Source organism: Rhizobium sp. SL86 (assembly GCF_026672545.1).
Lineage (GTDB): Bacteria > Pseudomonadota > Alphaproteobacteria > Rhizobiales > Rhizobiaceae > Neorhizobium.
On sequence record NZ_JAPPRJ010000008.1, the window covers coordinates 347,803 to 365,639 of the forward strand.

19 protein-coding genes are annotated in these 17,837 nt (G+C 62.2%); 6 read left to right on the forward strand and 13 right to left on the reverse strand.

The window, feature by feature from the left end:
- Positions 1 to 271: 271 nt before the first annotated feature.
- From OU993_RS22635 to lgt, 8 genes are all read right to left on the reverse strand, one after another.
- Positions 272 to 868, reverse strand: a complete 597-nt coding sequence (locus OU993_RS22635; RefSeq protein ID WP_268161170.1) for a 50S ribosomal protein L25/general stress protein Ctc — start codon at positions 866 to 868, stop codon at positions 272 to 274.
- Positions 869 to 1,195: 327 nt separating this feature from the next.
- On the reverse strand, positions 1,196 to 3,454 hold the full coding sequence (locus OU993_RS22640; RefSeq protein WP_268161171.1) for a methyl-accepting chemotaxis protein: 2,259 nt from the start codon (positions 3,452 to 3,454) through the stop codon (positions 1,196 to 1,198).
- A gap of 83 nt (positions 3,455 to 3,537) precedes the next feature.
- Positions 3,538 to 4,470, reverse strand: coding sequence for a ribose-phosphate pyrophosphokinase (locus OU993_RS22645; protein WP_268161172.1), 933 nt, complete (start codon positions 4,468 to 4,470; stop codon positions 3,538 to 3,540).
- Between the two features lie 131 nt (positions 4,471 to 4,601).
- Positions 4,602 to 5,423 (reverse strand): hypothetical protein, encoded by an 822-nt coding sequence (locus OU993_RS22650; RefSeq protein WP_268161173.1) that lies wholly within the window; start codon positions 5,421 to 5,423, stop codon positions 4,602 to 4,604.
- A 76-nt stretch (positions 5,424 to 5,499) separates the two neighbouring features.
- Positions 5,500 to 6,651 (reverse strand): M24 family metallopeptidase, encoded by a 1,152-nt coding sequence (locus OU993_RS22655; RefSeq protein ID WP_268161174.1) that lies wholly within the window; start codon positions 6,649 to 6,651, stop codon positions 5,500 to 5,502.
- A gap of 1 nt (position 6,652) precedes the next feature.
- A complete protein-coding gene (pgeF, locus tag OU993_RS22660; RefSeq protein WP_268161175.1) occupies positions 6,653 to 7,447 on the reverse strand; it encodes a peptidoglycan editing factor PgeF in 795 nt (264 codons plus the stop codon).
- Positions 7,448 to 7,632: 185 nt separating this feature from the next.
- Entirely contained in the window at positions 7,633 to 8,736 is a 1,104-nt protein-coding gene (locus tag OU993_RS22665; RefSeq protein ID WP_268161176.1) for a class I SAM-dependent methyltransferase, read from the reverse strand.
- A gap of 19 nt (positions 8,737 to 8,755) precedes the next feature.
- Positions 8,756 to 9,598, reverse strand: coding sequence for a prolipoprotein diacylglyceryl transferase (gene lgt / locus OU993_RS22670; protein ID WP_268161177.1), 843 nt, complete (start codon positions 9,596 to 9,598; stop codon positions 8,756 to 8,758).
- A 227-nt stretch (positions 9,599 to 9,825) separates the two neighbouring features.
- Between lgt and OU993_RS22675 the strand changes: the two genes are divergently transcribed.
- The 4 genes from OU993_RS22675 (at position 9,826) to OU993_RS22690 (ending at position 12,169) form a co-directional block, all read left to right on the forward strand.
- A complete protein-coding gene (locus tag OU993_RS22675) occupies positions 9,826 to 10,086 on the forward strand; it encodes an accessory factor UbiK family protein (protein WP_268161178.1) in 261 nt (86 codons plus the stop codon).
- 406 nt (positions 10,087 to 10,492) lie between these two features.
- Entirely contained in the window at positions 10,493 to 10,993 is a 501-nt protein-coding gene (locus OU993_RS22680; protein ID WP_268161179.1) for a YbjN domain-containing protein, read from the forward strand.
- Positions 10,993 to 11,811 carry a pyrroline-5-carboxylate reductase gene (gene proC / locus OU993_RS22685; protein ID WP_268161180.1) on the forward strand — a complete coding sequence of 273 codons (819 nt, stop codon included), beginning with the start codon at positions 10,993 to 10,995 and terminating at the stop codon, positions 11,809 to 11,811. Before OU993_RS22680 ends, proC begins: the two co-directional genes overlap by 1 nt.
- 19 nt (positions 11,812 to 11,830) lie before the next feature.
- Positions 11,831 to 12,169 (forward strand): tRNA-binding protein, encoded by a 339-nt coding sequence (locus OU993_RS22690; RefSeq protein WP_268161181.1) that lies wholly within the window; start codon positions 11,831 to 11,833, stop codon positions 12,167 to 12,169.
- Positions 12,170 to 12,172: 3 nt separating this feature from the next.
- Here the strand turns inward: OU993_RS22690 and OU993_RS22695 are convergent, their stop codons facing one another.
- The 3 genes from OU993_RS22695 to OU993_RS22705 form a co-directional block, all read right to left on the reverse strand.
- On the reverse strand, positions 12,173 to 13,468 hold the full coding sequence (locus OU993_RS22695; protein WP_268161283.1) for an ATP-binding protein: 1,296 nt from the start codon (positions 13,466 to 13,468) through the stop codon (positions 12,173 to 12,175).
- Between the two features lie 188 nt (positions 13,469 to 13,656).
- A complete protein-coding gene (locus tag OU993_RS22700) occupies positions 13,657 to 14,361 on the reverse strand; it encodes a response regulator (protein WP_268161182.1) in 705 nt (234 codons plus the stop codon).
- A gap of 1 nt (position 14,362) precedes the next feature.
- Positions 14,363 to 14,830 (reverse strand): MarR family winged helix-turn-helix transcriptional regulator, encoded by a 468-nt coding sequence (locus OU993_RS22705; protein WP_268161284.1) that lies wholly within the window; start codon positions 14,828 to 14,830, stop codon positions 14,363 to 14,365.
- Positions 14,831 to 15,129: 299 nt separating this feature from the next.
- Here OU993_RS22705 and OU993_RS22710 point away from each other — a divergent pair, with 299 nt between their 5' ends.
- Positions 15,130 to 15,321, forward strand: coding sequence for a hypothetical protein (locus OU993_RS22710; RefSeq protein WP_268161183.1), 192 nt, complete (start codon positions 15,130 to 15,132; stop codon positions 15,319 to 15,321).
- Between the two features lie 67 nt (positions 15,322 to 15,388).
- Positions 15,389 to 16,036 (forward strand): MBL fold metallo-hydrolase, encoded by a 648-nt coding sequence (locus tag OU993_RS22715; RefSeq protein ID WP_268161184.1) that lies wholly within the window; start codon positions 15,389 to 15,391, stop codon positions 16,034 to 16,036.
- Between the two features lie 161 nt (positions 16,037 to 16,197).
- On the opposite strand, the gene OU993_RS22720 is transcribed toward OU993_RS22715, so the two are convergent.
- Together OU993_RS22720 and OU993_RS22725 are read right to left on the reverse strand one after the other, a co-directional pair.
- Positions 16,198 to 16,413: a cold-shock protein gene (locus OU993_RS22720; protein WP_003494703.1), complete on the reverse strand. Its 216-nt coding sequence runs from the start codon at positions 16,411 to 16,413 to the stop codon at positions 16,198 to 16,200.
- A 446-nt stretch (positions 16,414 to 16,859) separates the two neighbouring features.
- Entirely contained in the window at positions 16,860 to 17,750 is an 891-nt protein-coding gene (locus tag OU993_RS22725) for a DMT family transporter (protein WP_268161185.1), read from the reverse strand.
- Positions 17,751 to 17,837: the final 87 nt, after the last annotated feature.

A 17,837-nucleotide genomic window follows, 5' to 3' on the forward strand; every position in this document is an offset into this window, starting at 1 on the left:
CCTCTGTGAATGGCCGCTATGCTTTCACTCATTCATTAAACATTGTTGAACCGAAGATGCGAGAACTGAAACTCTTGGCCTGGAAAATGTGCTGTTTCGGAACTTTGCGGCGTCAGGCCGCAGCTTTCGTCGCTGAGGGACGGTTTCCCGTTCCTTTTGTGCTGACGGAAGGGGTGCTCGCAAGCCGAGCGGCTGTCTTCGTCTCGGGAAGGGGAGACAATAAAAAACCCGCCGCGGTTTCCCGGGCGGGTTTTCAGTGAACCGGAAGGTCTTATTCGGAAGCGGCGTCTTCCGAGGTGCCGCCAGCCGGAGCAACGATCGTCGCGATGGTGAAATCGCGGTCCGTGATCGTCGGCTTGGCGCCCTGCGGCAGCTTGACATGCGAAATGTGAATGCTGTCGCCGATCTTGAAGCCGTCGAGGTCGACGGTGATGAATTCCGGAATGTCGTTGGCCGGAACCATCATTTCGACTTCGTGGCGCACGATGTTGAGAACGCCGCCGATCTTGATGCCGGACTTTTCTTCGTTGATGAAGTGAACCGGAACGTCAACGGTCACCTGGCTGTCAGCGGACACGCGCAGGAAATCGACGTGCAGGACGAAGTCGCGGACCGGATCCAGCTGGTAGTCCTTCGGAAGAACCGAGATCTTGCCGCCGTTGTAGTCGATCGTGGCAACCGTGGTCATGAAACCGCCGGCATGGATGCGCTTTGTCACTTCGTTGGCCGACAGAGCGATGGAAATCGGGGCCTGCTTGTCACCGTAGATGACAGAGGGAATCAAACCGTTGCGGCGAAGTTCACGGGAGGACCCCTTACCAACCCGTTCGCGCGCCTCGGCCTTGAGCTCGTAAGATGCGTGGCTCATGGCATATCCTTTCGAGGTTATTGGAGAAACCCATCGGCAGCACAGGGGCTGTCAGATGAATTTGAAGGGCATCATCCGATGCGCTTCATCCGCGTTGCCTCCAAGGGTGTCTACGCGGACGGCGCTCCATAGACCATAAGGGTCTTGCTTGCAAGGCATTTGCCGCCCGCCGCTGAAGCGACGCCTCATGGCTGGCATCCGGTTTGCCAAGTTTCCCATGTATTCCTAGAGCCCGAGCATCTCCAGTCCCCACGTCAAAGAAACGCCCGCCGGACCGAGGGGCCGGCGGGCGTTGTGATGCGCCTCACATCGTGTGGTGCTGCCGCCTTATGCGACGCGGCGATGGGGTTCCTCACCGGACAGGGCGAAATGCGAGATGCGGTTGCCGAGTTCATCGGCCTCATGGGAGAGCGAGAATACCGCTGCAGTCGTTTCCTCCACCATGGCGGCGTTCTGCTGGGTCATCTGATCGAGATCGGTGACCGAGGAGGAGATTTCGCGCAGGCGCCCCGACTGTTCGCGGGAGGCTTCGGCGATCACGCCGATCGTCTGGTTGATCGAGGTGATGCTCTGCTGGATCGTGGTCAGGCTGTCGCCGGTCTTCAGCACGAGTGCCACGCCGTTCTCCACATCCGTGGCGGATGTGTTGATCAAGGTGTTGATGTCGCGGGCGGCGCCGGCGGATTTCTGCGCCAGTTCGCGCACTTCCTGGGCGACGACGGCAAAACCCTTGCCGGCTTCGCCTGCGCGGGCCGCTTCGACACCGGCATTCAGCGCCAGCAGGTTGGTCTGGAAGGCAATCTGGTCGATCACGTCGATGATCTGGCGGATCTTTGCAGACGAATCCTCCAGCCGTTCCATCGCCACGATGGCGTCCTGGACGATGCTGGCCGAGGATTTTGCACTGGTGAGCGCGGTCGCGGCCACGTCGACGGCTGTATCGCACTGCTGCAGCGTCTCGGTGACCGAACCGCTCATTTCGGCAAGGGCGGCGGCGGCTTCTTCAAGCGAGGCTGCCTGGCGCTCGGTGCGATGCGCGAGGTTTTCGGAGGCGCTGCGAAGATCGACGGCGCCCGCACGGATCGTGTCGGCGCTGGCCGTGACCGACTGCATGGTGGCCTCCAGCTGCCGGATAGATCCGTTGAAATCGATGCGCAGCTGGTCGAGGGTGCCGGCGAAGGGTTGGTCGATCGAAACGGTCAGTTCGCCGTTGGACAGGCGCCGGAGGCCGCCTGCCAGGGCGGAGATCGCCCGCTCCAGTTCTTCTGCACTGCGGGCCTTTTCCGCCTCGCGGTCCCGACGCTCGATGTCGAGTTCCTGGTCCCGCTCTCTTGCGGCCGCCTCTATCCGTTCCTTGTCCAATGCGCTGTCACGGAACGATGCCAATGCCCGCGCCATGGTGCCGATTTCGTCGCCGCGGTCGGCAGCATCGACCTCGATCGATTTGTCGCCGTCATTGAGGCGGTTCATCAGGTTGGCGAGACGGGTCAGCGGTTTTGTCAGCGAGGAGGAGACGATGACGCCCACGAGACCCATCGCCAGCAAGATCGCCACCGTTGCGAGCGTTGCCCAATAGGCAAGATTGTTGGCCGGCGCCAGGACCTTTGCTTCCTTCTGGCCGACCGCCAGGAGGTTCGGCTGGCCGAACATCGACACCGGCAGATAGGAATAGAAAAGGCGACCATCGCCGGATCCGGCAAACGCCGCGCCAGCCTGCGAAGCCTTGGCGGCTTCGATCAGTTCCGGCGGAACATCGCTGGCCGCGCCGGTGCCGGCCCGGACGGTGCCGTCCGAGGCGATGAGGTAGGCGGCATCGGTGCCGGCGCCGTCCGGAATGACGACCGGGCCAAGCTTGTTGGGGGCAATGCGGAAGATGATGGCGCCCTTGACCTTGATCTCGCCCCAGTTGCTGACTGCAAGCGCCCGTCCGACAAAGGCGGAGACCTTGGAATCCTCGGAGGCAAAGGGCGCGAAGCCGGTCGCATAGGTCTGCCCGACGGTCCCCTTGCTGATCTGGTCGTAGATCGCCTTCAGGCTCGCGTTTTCGGCCTCGCCGACATTGGTGGTGAATTCGCGACCCTTGGTGACCGAATAGATGACGGTTCCGGTCGTGTCGATCACGTAGATATCGCTGACACCGGTGTTGCGCCAGGCGCTCGACAAGGTGCCGTGAATGCCGGCATGCTGAACGCCGTAAAGAAGCTTGGTGCCGTTGCCGTCGAAGGCGGCGCGCTGCTCCGGCGTCTTTGATTTGTCCTGGAAGGCCTGGATAATCTTCGGGCCTTCGATCTTCAGGAAGTTGGCAACCAGATCGGATGCGTCACCGATCGCCGTGTTCTGCGACAGTTCGGCGAGACTCTGGTCGATCCGTGCCGAAAAACGTTGCAGGGCCTTCGACTGATTGTCCGCCACCGATGCCAGGCGCAATTGGCTGGCGTCGATCAGGCCGCTCTTGCCGATCTGGTAGCTGACGATACCCACCGACAGGCAAGAAATGAGTGTGGCGCCAAGAACGAGCGAGGCGACCTTTGTCTTGACGGTCCAGAACGACCGCTTTGAACCACTGGATAAAACCGACGAAACCATGTGAAACCCCTCCGAAGTGGGGGGATTTTACGGTGACGCAACTTTATATCTGATTAACCTACGCAAGGAATAGCTGTGCAAGCTCAATCGAAGAGGCTGGAGACCGATTGTTCCAGGGCCGTCCGATTGATCGCCTCACCGAGCAGGCCGGCGGTCGAGACCACGCGGATGTTCGGTGCGGACTGGACTGCGGTCGTCGGCTGGATGGAATCGGTGATGACAAGTTCGCGCAGCTTCGACGAGGTGATACGGGCCACCGCGCCGCCGGAGAGCACGCCGTGCGTGATATAGGCCGTCACGCTGGTCGCGCCGTTCTTCAGGAGCGCTTCGGCGGCATTGCAGAGCGTGCCACCGGAATCGACGATGTCGTCGATCAGCAGGCAGTCCTTGCCGGTCACGTCGCCGATGACGTTCATGACTTCGGATTCACCAGCGCGCTCGCGGCGCTTGTCGACGATGGCCAGCTGACAGTCGAGGCGCTTGGCCAGCGAACGGGCGCGCACGACGCCGCCGACGTCCGGGGAGACGACCATGACGTTCTTCAGGTCGTAATGTTCCTTGACGTCGCGGGCGAGGATCGGAACCGCATAGAGGTTGTCCGTCGGAATGTCGAAGAAGCCCTGGATCTGGCCGGCATGCAGGTCGAGCGTCAGAACGCGGTCGGCACCGGCCTCGGTGATCAGGTTTGCAACGAGCTTGGCGGAGATCGGGGTGCGCGGGCCGGCCTTGCGGTCCTGGCGGGCGTAACCGAAATAGGGAAGAACGGCGGTGATGCGCTTTGCCGAGGACCGACGGAAGGCGTCGATCATGATCAGCAGTTCCATCAGATGGTCATTGGCAGGAAACGAGGTCGACTGGACGACGAAGACGTCTTCACCGCGCACGTTTTCCTGGATTTCGACGAAGATTTCCTGGTCTGCAAACCGTCTGACGCTGGCTTTTCCGACTGGAACATTAAGATAGGAACAGATCGCGTCGGCCAAGTGCCGGTTCGAATTCCCTGCGAAAACCTTCATTGGGGCCCGCCTGTTTTTACGCTGGATGCGGGCCTTTTACCGTGGACGAGCCCGAATGCAAGGCCTCTCAACAAAAGCCCTGAGTTTTTTGTGAATACTGCGTGAAGGCCAGCATCATCAACCGACGCCATTCAGCCGTTGCGGCTCTGGCGCCACTGCACATATTCCGACATGGTTTTCTGGCCGATCAGCTGCATGGTCGCGGCCGGGACGGCGGCCCAGGGATCACCACCGGAGGCGGGAACGGTCTCCTGACCCTGGATCCGGTGGAGGCGGGCGCCGGCGGAATCCAGCACGTCCCAGACATAAACGACCGTGACCTTTCCTTCGTTGTCGAAGGCGGAAAGGTAACCCTTCAGGATGTGCTCGCTCGACGTGTCGCTGGAGGATTTGATCGTCAGCCCACCGGCGCGGGCCGATGCGCCAAGCTGGCGCGACAGCGGCGTAACGGCCTGCACCGGCGCGCCGATGATCGGCAGGAAGCGGATGGAGGCCTGTGACGGCGCGGCAGAGGCTGCCGGATCGAGCGCTGCCGTTTGTGAAGGGCCTGCCGGCGGTTCGCTTCCCGGTGCCGGCTGCTGTTGTGTGACAGCTGGTGCGGATTGTTGCGCGGATGGTGTCGTGGCGGCGCTCGGCGGCGGCAGGGGGGAGGACTGGACCGGTGACAGATCGCCGGAATCCAGCGCCTGGGCCTGCGCTTGCATCGTGTTTTGCGGCGGCGTGCGGTTTGTCGCGGCAGACGGACCGCTAGAGGTTCCATAGGCGGAGGCGGGCGGATCGGCGGTTGCCGCCAGGCGGCGCGCCTCGTCCTGCGACACGGGGGTGGATCGGGTCGAGGAGGGAAACAGTCCTCCGCCCACATCGACCTGCGGGGTCAGCGCATCGGTGGTGTTGCACCCTGCCAGAACGGCTGCCAGGGTGGCGGTCAGAAGTGCAACTCCCCAACGGTGCATCCGACGTCCTTTCCGTTCCTCCCGGCCAAAGCCAGATTAGGGGCGGCCTTTCCGTGGTGTCAACCTCGGGTGGCTGTCAGCGTGCGATCAGATCCAGATCGTGCCGGGAAAGAGAGAGCGGCGCCCCTTCGGTCGTCAGATAGGTCTGGCCGAGCGTCATGGCCGCACCACTGTCGGAATCCATGATGATCATGTGCACGAAGAGCGACATGTCGGGCAGGATCTCCTGCGGATTGCCGGCGTGGAACATCTGGTGCTCCATCCAGGACGGCGAAAAGCGCGCGCCGAGCGAATAACCGCAGGCATTGAGGCGATGTCGGGTCAGCCCCCGTTCGTCGATGATGCGGGCATGGGTATCGAAGACATCGCCGAAGGTATGGCCGGGCGTCAGCACCGCCTCGATCGCCAGGATGGTTTCCCGGCAGGCATTGTAGAGTTCCCGGTGGCGGCCCGTCGGTTCACCGACCAGCACGGTGCGCATCATGGCGGCATGATAGTGGGCGCTGACGCCTGCCCATTCGAGCGTCAGCTGGTCCCGGGCATCGAGCGTACGCCGTCCGGCCTTGTAGCGGCAGAGAAGCGCATCCGGGCCCGAGCCGATGATGAACTCATTGGCGGGATAGTCGCCGCCGCCGGCAAAGATCGCGCCCTGCATCGCCGCGAGGATATCGGCCTCGCTGCCGCCCGCCGTGATGAAGGGGAGTGCTGCATCCAACGCATCGTCGGCAAGTTCTGCGGCCCGTTTGACGTGGACGATCTCCGCCGGGCTTTTGCGCAGTCTCAGACGGCTGACGAGGTAGGAGGTATCCGAGACCTGGCAGAAGGAGGAAAGCTGATCATCGAGCAGGCGGGCAACCCGGCCGGTCATGCCGTGGGTGTCATATTCGACGCCGATCTTCGCGCCGAGCAGATCCATCTCGCTCAACAGGTTCTTGAGATCGACGGTCGGATCGGCGTTCACCCGGTCGACCCAGATATGGATCTTCTCGAGCACCGAGGTGTGACGGGCCTGACGCAGGTCGGCGGAACGGGTCAACAGCGCCATCTCGCCATCGGCCTTCACCACCAGGCATTGGAAGAAACAGTAGCCGAAGGTGTCGTAGCCCGTCAGCCAGTACATGCTCTCCTGCGCGAAAAGCAGCATGGCGTCGACTTTCTCCACGCGCATGGCTTCCTTCAGGCGGTCCAGGCGTTCGGCAAACTCGCTTTTGTCGAAATGCAGGCCCATGTCAGTCCTCCGTGATCGCGATGGCGGAAATCTGGCGCCCGTAATCGGGTTCGGCCAGATGGGTGGTGCGGCGATAGGAAAAGAAGCGGCCCGTATCCGGATAGGTGTCGAGCCCGAGGTTTTCCGCCCGGATGCCGGCTTTCAGCAAGCGTTCCGTCGTCAGCGCCGGCAGGTCGAACATCGCGTGACCCGGCTTTGCAGAGGGCGAGAAAAAGCGGCGGTAATCCGGGTTCTCGGAGAGGAAGCGATCGACGAATTCCGGGCCGACCTCATAACTTTTGCCGGCAATCGAGGGGCCGAGGCAGGCGACGATCTCGGACCGTTCGGCGCCAAGCGCCAGCATCGCCTCAATGGTGTTTTCGGCAACGCCGTAGAACGCACCCTTCCAGCCGGCATGGGCGGCGCCGACGATCCGGTTCTTCGGATCGGCAAACAGGATCGGCCCGCAATCGGCGGCCAGCACGCCCAGCACCAGGCCCGGCGTTTTCGTCACGAGCCCGTCGGCGCTCGGGCGCTCGCCCGCATAGGTCTCGTCCACCGTCACCACATCCGGGGAGTGGACCTGGTTGACGGTCGCAAGCCTTTCCAGCGGCTGGCCGAACCAGGCGGCTACACGTCTGCGGTTTTCCAGCACGTCGCGTCGCACATCGTTGGAACCGAGGCCGACATTGAGGCTGGCGTAAAGCCCGCCGGAGACGCCGCCCTGGCGGGTGAAATACCCGTGACGGATCGTGTTGCCGCAACTAGCCTTCAGCAGGGGGCTCTCTATCGGCGTCAGCGCGGGGTCGTGCATCATCTCGTCGCTCTGCTGTTCGGGAGGGGCTGGCAGCGCCAAATCGGCGCAACAGAGGCCGGGACTTGATCCGGCTGCTTCGTTTCGGCGCAAATGTGGACCGAGGGCAGCCGCGATGTCAACGCCTCACCCCGCGGCGGATGCAAGCCTCGGCGATGTGCCGATGACATCAGGCGCACGCGTGCTCTTCAGCTTCTCACGGGTCGAAAGGGGGCGAGCGTCACGCTCGGGCTCGAGACCGCCATGACCTTGAACAGCTCACCCATCTTGCCTTCGCCGGCGCCCGCAAGCCGATCGACGGCTACCGCGATGGCGCGTTGCTCGGCCTCCGCTTTGCCATTTGCAAGCCGGCTTGCGCGTTCTGCAAGACCGAGGCCGAAAAGGAAATCGCCCTGGTGCATGCAGCCGTTGATCTGGATGCCGGAGGCGCGGGCGATCCGGGCGAGATCTTCGAAATCGACGTGGCTCGTCAGATCCGCCTGTCCGGGATGAGCCAGCGGAGGATCATAGTCATGGTGCAGCACGGCCTGCAGCGTGTCGCCGAAGGAGGTCGCCATGTGTCCGTAATCGATGATGAGCGCCGAGCCACCATTCTGCTTCAGCCGTGAACAGAGCGCGTTCATCACCGCCTGGCGGGCGGGGGCCACTTCGAAGACGGTGCCGTCCGGTTCCGCGCCGGAGCCCGGCGGCAGGAGTGCCGGATCGATGGTCGCAACGCCGATGCCGAAAGCAAGGTTGTCGTCGGCATCAAGCCCCACCAGCCGCTCGCGAAAACCGGTCGGCGTCCGGACGAACTGGCGGATCGGGATCGCGTCGAACAGCTCGTTGGCGGCAATCAGGGTAAAACCCTCCGGCACTTCCTCGAAAGCGGAATGCCAGGTGATCTTGGACGAAAAGACTTCGAGGGTGACACGCTGAACGCCGCGCAGGCGCTCGCTGGTTTCCACCATGTGGACGTCGAGGCTGTCGTAAAGGGCTGGCGCCAGCTTGCGGATGACCCGCAGCATGTCGAGCATCATCGTGCCGCGGCCGGGGCCTATTTCAACAAGGTTGACCGGTGTCGGGCTGCCATGCTGCTGCCAGGCATGCACCATGAAGATGCCGGTCATTTCCCCGAACAGCTGGCTGATCTCGGGCGCGGTGATGAAATCGCCGCCGGCACCGAAGGGTTCTCGGGTGCGGTAATAACCGTAGTCCGGATCGGCCAGGCACAGGGCGAAATAGTCGGTCACGCTGATCGGCCCGTTCATGCGGATCAGGGTCTTGATTTTTTCGGCAAGCGGCGTGGTCAAGGTCAGCCTCGTCGTCGCGTCAGGATGTTGGTGCGGCGCGGCGGGCGCGCCAGATCGCCCAAAGGCCGAGGAAGAACATGGGAAGCGACAGCACCATGCCCATCGTGAGCCAGCCAAAGGCGAGGTAACCGAGTTGCGGATCCGGCTCGCGGAAAAATTCCACGAAGATGCGCGAGAGAGCATAACCGCAGACGAATATACCAGCAACTACACCCGGTTGGGTGAGCGCCTTCATCCGGTGAGTCATAACGCGCAACACGAGAAGCAGGACAATGCCTTCGAGCGCTGCCTCGTAAAGCTGGCTGGGGTGCCGCGCAAACGGGCCGCCGGTCGGAAACACGAAGGCCCAGGGCACGTCGGTGATCCGGCCCCAGAGCTCGCCATTGACGAAATTCGCGATGCGGCCGAACAGAAGGCCGAAGGGAGCCACCGCCGCCACTGTATCGAACAGGCTCCAGACCGGGATCGCGTTGCGGCGGGCAAACACGATCATCGCCAGCGTCGTGCCGATCAGGCCGCCATGGAAGGACATGCCGCCATTCCAGATCTCGATCGCCCGGATCGGGTTTTCGATCACGGCAGCCATATCGTAGAAGAGGATGTAGCCGATGCGCCCGCCGAGGACGACGCCGCCGGCCACCCAGACCAGGAAATCGTCGAGCTTTTCCGGCGACATGGGAGAGGTGCCGCCCGGCCACAAATCCGCGCGCGCCACCATGCGCTTGGCATAATACCAGCCCAGCATGATGCCGACGACATAGGCCAAGCCGTACCAGTGAATGGCAAGCGGCCCGATCGAAATGGCGATCGGATCGATGTTCGGGTAAGGCAAGATCGCGAGGAGACTGGGTGCTGAATACAAATGAACATACCTCGGCAGACAGTGCCGCTACTTGGCGGAACATGGCGGTCTGCCCCCCGTCCGGTCAAGACGAATCTCCGTTCAGATGTCGTCATCCTCAGGGAAGTCACAGGAAACAGGCGTGCGATGCTTCCGATTCTTCTTGCAAGACAATCGCCCTGACCCTACCTCATCTCTATCGGAATAAAGTTCGCCGCCTGGCCGGCGAGAGTATGGAGAGCGATGCCATGTCGACCGGAACGAACCGTATGCTGGATGAGTTTGCGCGGCTGATGACCGATGCAGCGGGTGCGGCGCAGGGGCTGCGCCAGGAGGCGGAAACCGCCATGCGTGCCCAGATGGAGCGCTTCATGAACTCCATGGATCTGGTCAAGCGCGAGGAGTTCGAAGCTGTCCGCGAAATGGCCATCAAGGCGCGTGACGAAAACGATGCGTTGAAGGCGCGCCTTGACGCACTGGAAGCCAAGCTGACCTCGGGACAGGCCTGATCCGTCCCGAAACGACACGGCGTGCCCCCGATTTTTAGCGGGGACGCGCCTTTTTTGATGTTGACCGCCTCTTCGGCCCGTCTTTGTCCGCAACTAATTTGATGGCTGTGGACACATCTGAAAAAGCCTGTCCGCAGAGTCAGTTAATCCGAGTCGCTGACATGGTTTTCGAAGCTTGCGGTTGAGTCGTCCCCGCAAAATCGGGCCCCAGGGGCTGGCGCTGTGACTCTTCGCCTATACACTGATTTTAAATGATGATTCTAAACGGCGACCGCAAGCTCCAGGCAGGGGATGGGCGGTAGATTAAGAGCTGCGCAGGATCATCGGAAAATGAATTTCCGGTATAGTGTTCGCGTCTGGCTGTCCTCGCACGAATGTCGCTTCATCCCGGTTGAGAAGGTGCCGCATGAGCCTGATAGATATCGATATGGAACGTCACTCGAACCCGGTCGACATGATCGAGTTCGTTGCAGCCTCGAATGACTGGACGTTTGAACGTGCGGGCGAGGACGAAATTGCCATGACGGTGGCCGGTCACTGGGCCGATTACCACATCTCGTTTTCCTGGATGGAAGAGTTCGAAGCGCTGCATCTTGCCTGCGCTTTCGATATCCGGGTACCGGATGCACGCGTGAACGAGGTGATCCGCCTTCTGTCGCATGTCAACGGTCAGGTGCTGATGGGGCACTTCGATCTGTGGCGCCAGGAGGACGTCGTGATCTTCCGCCAGTCGCTGCTTCTGGCCGGCGGCGCCGAACCGACCAACCAGCAGGTCGAAGTGCTGCTGTCGAACGCGCTCGAAACCTGCGAGACCTATTATCAGGCATTCCAGTTCGTCGTCTGGTCCGGCATGGACGCCAAGAAGGCGATGGAAGCGGTTCTGTTCGAGACCGTCGGAGAGTGCTGATGTCGATGTCGTCTGCGGCGCCGCTGGTTCTCATCGGCGCCGGCAATATGGGCGGAGCCATGCTATCCGGCTGGCTGAAGAGCGGTGTCGATGCCTCGGCGATCCTGGTCGTCGACCCGTCCCTGTCCGAGGCCCGAAAGGCCGAGATCGAGGCGGCTGGTGCTGCCCATGCGTCTGCTGCGCCGGAGGGGCTTGAGGCCGGTATTCTGTTTCTCGCCGTCAAGCCGCAACTGATGGGCGCCGTTTTGCCGCCCTTGAAGGGGCTTGTCGGAGCCGAAACCGTCGTCGTCTCCGTGGCGGCCGGTACGACGCTTGCCTTCCTGCAGAACCATCTTGGCGAGGCCGGCATGGTGCGTGCCATGCCGAACACGCCGGCGATGATCGGCCGTGGCGTGACGGGGGCCTATGCCAATCCGAAGGTCAGCGAAGCCCAACGCGCCGCCGTGCATGATCTGCTGAAGGTCAGCGGGCCGGTGGAGTGGGTGGCGAGCGAAGCCGATATCGATGCCGTGACCGCGGTGTCCGGCAGCGGCCCGGCCTATGTTTTCTATCTCGTGGAATGTATGGCGGAAGCCGGCCGGAAGCTCGGCCTTCCCGCCGATCTTGCCATGCGGTTGGCGCGCGAGACCGTGTCCGGTGCCGGCGAACTGCTGCACCGGTCCGAAGACGAGGCAGCGCGCCTTCGCCAGAACGTCACCTCGCCCGGCGGGACCACGGCGGCCGCACTGTCCGTGCTGATGGCCGATGACGGCATGCAGCCGCTGTTCGACACGGCGCTCGCCGCCGCCCGCAAGCGGGCCGAGGAACTGGGCAGCTAAACTACAAGGAAGACAGGGCGTGGCGGAGATTACCTGGGACGATTTCGAGAAGGTCGATATTCGTGTCGGCACGATCATCGAGGCCGAGACCTTTCCGGAGGCACGCAAGCCCGCCTACAAGCTGAAGATCGATTTCGGTCCCGAGATCGGCATAAAACGGTCCTCCGCGCAGATCACCGTTCATTATACGCCGGAGACGCTCATCGGCCGGCAGGTGCTCGGCGTCGTGAACTTTCCGCCCCGCCAGATCGGCCCGGTCCGTTCCGAAGTGCTGACGCTCGGTTTTGCCGATGAGGCAGGCGCGATCGTTCTGGCCGGCGTCGAGCGGCCGGTGCCAAACGGCATGAAGATGATGTGAGCCTCAGGCCGGAACCCTGACCACAGCACGAAGACCGCCCTGCGGGCTGTCGGCCAGCGTGACATTGCCGCCATGCGCGCGGGCAATGTCGAGCGCAATGGAAAGCCCGAGGCCGGTGCCGGAGGCGTTGAGGTTGCGGGCCTGATCCAGGCGGTAGAAGGGTTTGAACACATCCTCGCGCGAGGCTTCCGGAATGCCGGGGCCATCGTCGTCGAAGGTGAGTGTCAGCCATTTGGCGCTGTGGCGCGCATCCACATGCAGGGTCTTGGCGTAACGTTGCGCATTCTGCGCGAGATTGCCGACAAGACGGGCAAAGGCGCCCGGCCGCACCGCCAGGAGATCCTCGCCCTCGATGCGGTACGTCATCTGCTTGCCGTTCAGGGCAAAGTCGGCGCGGATCTTTTCCAGAAGCTCGCTCAGCTTCAACTCGCCGAAATCCTCCTCCGCCTCGGTGCGGGCAAAGGCGAGATAACCCTCCAGCATGCTCTGCATGTCATCGACATCGGAACTCATGCCGGCGAGATCGGGATTGTTGCCGGCGAGCGCCAGTTGCAGCTTGAAGCGGGTCAGGATGGTGCGCAGATCGTGGCTGATGCCGGCGAGCATCGCGGTGCGCTGTTCCATCTGGCGTTCGATGCGTTCGCGCATCTGGATGAAGGCGTAACCGGCCCGGCGGATCTCGTCGGCGCCGCGGGGCACGAAGGGGCCGGCGCGCTGGCCCTTGCCGAAACTCTCCGCCGCATGCGCCAGCGCCAGGATCGGCCGGATCTGCCCGCGCAGGAACAGGATCGAGATGCTGATCAGCAGCAATGAGGTGCCGAACATCCAGACGAGGAAGATATGGGTGTTGGCGGCATAGGTCTGGTTGCGCACGGTGAAGACCCGGAGCACCTTGTCGCCAAGCTGCAGGCGGATCTCGACGAGACGGCTGTCGCCCACCGTGTCGATCCAGAAGGGCAGGCGGATTTGCTCGTTGATCTGGTCGGCCAGGATGTCGTCGAGGATCGAGAAGAAGGGTTTCGGCCGTGGCGGCGGCAGCTGCCCGCCGGGCTCGATTGCGACGTTCATCGTCAGCTGGTCGCGGGCGATACGGATGACATCGGCATATTCGCCATCGGGCGAGGGGAAGGTGCGGATCATCTCGATGATGGCCGCGATGTCGCGGGTGGTGCCCTGGGCGAGCCGCTCGGTGACATTGCGCCAGTGCCGCTCCATGAAGACGGCGGAGACCACCGTCTGGGTCAGCAGCATCGGGATGACGACGATGAGGACGGTTCGCAGATAAAGGCCGGTCGGCATACGGCGTTTCAGCCAGCGGCCAAGCGGCGCCCAGCCGGGCGGCGCCTTCACCAGATCGCGCTTTTCGCGCAGCCAGCCAAGGTCGCGCTCCAAGCGCTCGCGGATCACGACCGCATTTTTCCTGGCAGCCTCTGCGACGCCCTTCATGCTCGTCCTTCCGGTTGCCCCGATCCGATGCCTATTTCCGCTCAATCTATACTGAGACGGTAACCCACACCACGAACGGTCTGCAGGTAGACCGGGTTGGCGGGATCATCCTCGATCTTGCGGCGCAGCCGGTTGATCTGGACGTCGATCGTCCGCTCGCCGACCTCCGCATCGTCGCCGATCAGTTCGTGGCGGGGAATGGTGTCGCCGGCACGGAGCGCAAACAGCAGCATGATTTCCTGCTCCCGGTCCGTCAGCCGGATGGTTTCGGCGGCGCGACGCAGTTCCTTTCGGGCGATCGAAAAGGTGAAGGGCCCGAACATGATCTGGTCGATCTTCGGTGCGTCCGCCTGCACATTACGGCGCAGGATATTGTTGATGCGCAAAACGAGTTCACGCGGATCGAACGGTTTTGGCAGGTAATCGTCGGCGCCGGCTTCCAGTCCCTCGATGCGCGATTCCGCTTCCGCTCTGGCGGTCAGCAGGATGATCGGGATTGCCCGCTTTTCGCGCATTGCCTGGGTCAGCGCAATTCCCGTCTCGCCGGGCATCATCACATCGAGGATGATCAGATCGAAATCGAGGCCCTCCAGCTTGCGCCGGGCTTCGGCGGCATCGCCTGCCACGGTGACGCGGAACCCCTGATCCATCAAGTAACGATGCAGGAGATCGCGAATGCGGGTGTCATCATCCACCACCAACAGGTGGGCTGCGTCATCGGAAAGGGACACGATACCATTACCCATCTCAGTCGCCCTCGGTTTCGACAGTTTCCAGACCCTCTTTACGTCCGCGCATGGCGCGCAGGAATGCCACGACGCCGTCCCGCTGTTCCGGCGACAGATCCTGCATTGCATCGGATATGCGGCGGGACTGAGGCTCGGACAGGGCAAGCGCCAGTTCACGGCCCGCCAAAGTGGGATAAAGGCGCCGCTGGCGGCGATCCTTGGCGCCGGCCATCTGGCGAATATAGCCGCTATCGATCAGCTGCTTCAGGACGCGCGCCAGGCTTTGTTTGGTGATCTGCAGGATTTCCAGGAGATCCGTCACCATCATGCCCGGCTGCCGGCAGACGAAATAGACCACACGGTGGTGCGCGCGCCCCATCTCGATCTTGGCGAGGATGGCATCCGGATCGGACACGAAATCTCGGTAGGCGAAAAAGAAGAGTTCGATCGTTTCGAAGTCGATCTTGCTTTCATCGACAGCCGGCATCGGCGCAAGCGCCTTCTTGACGGCTTTGGCGGTCGATCCCGATGGCACCTGTCATTCCTTTCATGCCTTCATGCGCCGGCAAGCTGGCCCCATCGCCAGGCTGCCGCCAGCAACGCTTCCAGATGCGCTCTCTGATTAATCGCGAAGCGGCCCAACAATCAACCGGATTGTCAGCAAGACACACAGGCCCGCCCTTCTTTCGCACCCCCTTCTTTCACACCGTTGTGGGCAGACAGGCGGGCAGGGGAACCTTTCCTGGCGCACCTCGTTGCGAAGCTATCGGAATTCGGAGAGATAACATGGCCTTGGCATCGTTCACGGAAGAGCTTCAGCTGCGCGATGACGCACGTCAAGAAGCGAGCGAACATCCGTTGCGGCCCGTCCTGATCACGGTGTTCAGCCTGAAACTTGTCGTGGCCGCCGTTCTCCTCGGTTGCGTTTCGTTGGCGCCGCCGGTCTCGGCGCAGGGCGGCTATTTCTTCGCGGAATGATTTTTGCTGCGTGCCCGGACGAACGGTCTTATATCCGAAGACCATTCTCCAGAGTCAGCGAGGCATCATGGGTCAGCTCCAAGCCGGTATCATCCCGGTCACGCCATTCCAGCAAAACTGCACCATTCTCTTCGACAGCGAAACGAAGGATGCCGTGGTCGTCGATCCGGGCGGAGACGTATCGCGCATCGTCGAGGTGGTTGGCGAGCAGGGGCTCAGCGTCAAGGAGATCTGGATCACGCATGGTCATATCGACCATGCCGGCGGTGCCGACGAGCTGCGCGAAGCGCTGGGCGTGCCGGTCGTCGGTCCGCATGAGGCCGACAAACCGCTCCTCGACATTCTCGATACCCGCGCCGCAGCCCTTGGCTTCGATATCCCCGCCCGCAAGCTGGTGCCGGATCGCTGGCTGAACGAAGGCGACGTCGTTTCTCTAGGGGAGCACACTTTCGAGGTCTTCCATTGCCCGGGCCATGCGCCCGGCCATGTCATCTTCTTCAACCGCGACATGCGCTTCTGCATCATGGGCGACGTGTTATTCAACGGATCGATCGGTCGTACCGACCTGCCGGGCGGCAATCATCAGCAGCTTCTGGACAGCATTCGCGACAAGGTTCTGCCGCTCGGCGACGATGTGGGTTTTCTGTGTGGCCATGGGCCAGGCAGCCGGATCGGCGACGAACGCCGCAGCAATCCATTCCTGCGCGGGCTCTGAGGCGGCGCCGAGGAGAGTTGAAAAACACTGAGGGGCGGGCTTGAGAGGTTCGCCCCGGAAACAGGCAAGCATTCGTCGTGCCGTCGAGCACGACGTTGCATATGCACAAAAAAACCCGGCACGACTGCCGGGCTTCAACTCGAAAAGAAAGCCGTAAGGGATCAGCCAGCAATCTGCAGATTGACTGCCTTCGGGCCCTTGCCGCGACGATCCGGTTCCGTGTCGAAGCTTACTTTCTGGTTTTCTGAGAGACCGGACAGGCCGGAAGCCTGTACGGCAGAAATGTGGACGAAGATATCGGCTCCGCCATTGTCAGGCTTGATAAAGCCGAAGCCCTTGTCGGTGTTGAAGAATTTTACAGTGCCAGTCTCGGCCATGCATCAGGTCCTTTTTCCTCTGTCCGTGTTCAGCGGCGGACAGCATCACGATGTTGCCCACGAGGGGCAGGCGGCAGGCATTTCGAAAATTGAGGAAAGGGGCCCGTGTTACCGCGTGGGATGAGAGAAGCCATCATGCCGATATTTCTTCCTTCTTCCCCCGCTCGGAAGTTTTGGCGCTTCCGAAACGCTTATTATAGCTCTTCCCATGCTCGCAAATTGCCCGAACATCCACAGAGTGCTGTGTTTATCGAAAATTGGCAAGAAAAAGTTTTCTAACCTTGCGCCGAAGACAGCGAAAAGGTGTAAAGGCCGCCCGCAAAACGGCGGTTTTGGGGAGAAGGCGGCCTTGAGCCCCCTGTCGAAGGGCCGGTTTCTCGACCACAGGTTGTTTTGCGTCGTGTCCGGAGCTGCGCTGGAAGGTCCGGTTTTTCATCGGCGGCTATCTAATATGCAGAGTTTCGCCGTTTCAGCAGTTCAGGCACCAGTTCTACGGTCAGCATGGCAAGCAATATCAGCGCGCAGCCGAGATAACCTGTGGCCGGCAAGGTTTCGCCAAGCAACGCGGCGCCGAAAAAGGCACCGAACAAGGCTTCCGAGGACAAAAAGATCGCTGCCTGAGGCGCTGTCGTGTAACGTTGGCCGATGACCTGAAGCACGAAGGCAAGTCCGGACGAGACGAGGCCGACATAGAGAATTTCGGCCGCCGCGTTTTCGACCGCTGCCAGCGAAACGGGTTCCAGAGCAATCCCGAACGCCATGGACAACAGCGCGCAGGTGGCAAATTGCGTCGCCGACAGCGCAAGCGGGCGGGAAGAGCGGGCAACGAAACGTCCGGCCAGCACGATCTGCAGCGCCCAGAAGACGGCACAGGTGACGCTCCACAGGTCTCCCGTCGACATGGCGGTGAAGGTACCGCCGCTCAGCAGGAATATGCCGCAGAGTGCAATCAGCGCTACCGGCCAGATGATCCAGTGCGGTGCCTGGCGGAACAGGAGGACGGAGATGACCGGCACGAAGACCACGTAGAGGCCGGTCAGAAAGGCGGAGTTCGTCACCGTCGTCGTGGTCAGGCCGATCTGCTGGGTGATAGCGCCACCGAACAGCGCCGTGCCCACGAGGATGAAGGAGAGGAGATCCCCTTTGCCCGGCGCGGCGCCGAGGCGCTTCTGCTCGAGGAGGGCGAAGGGAAGAACGGCGATGGCGGCAATGGCAAAACGCAGGCCGACGAACCAGAAGGGGCCGATCGCATCCATGGCGGTCGCCTGTGCGACGAAACCGCCACCCCAGATGGCGGCGGCCAGCAGTAGAACAAGGTTCGCCTGGAGGCGGGTCATGTGGTCGATCCTGGCGTGAAGGAGCCTGACGGGGAAGGGCGGTCAAACGGCAAGTGCCGCCCCTCTACCAGCAGACCGGCACCGTCG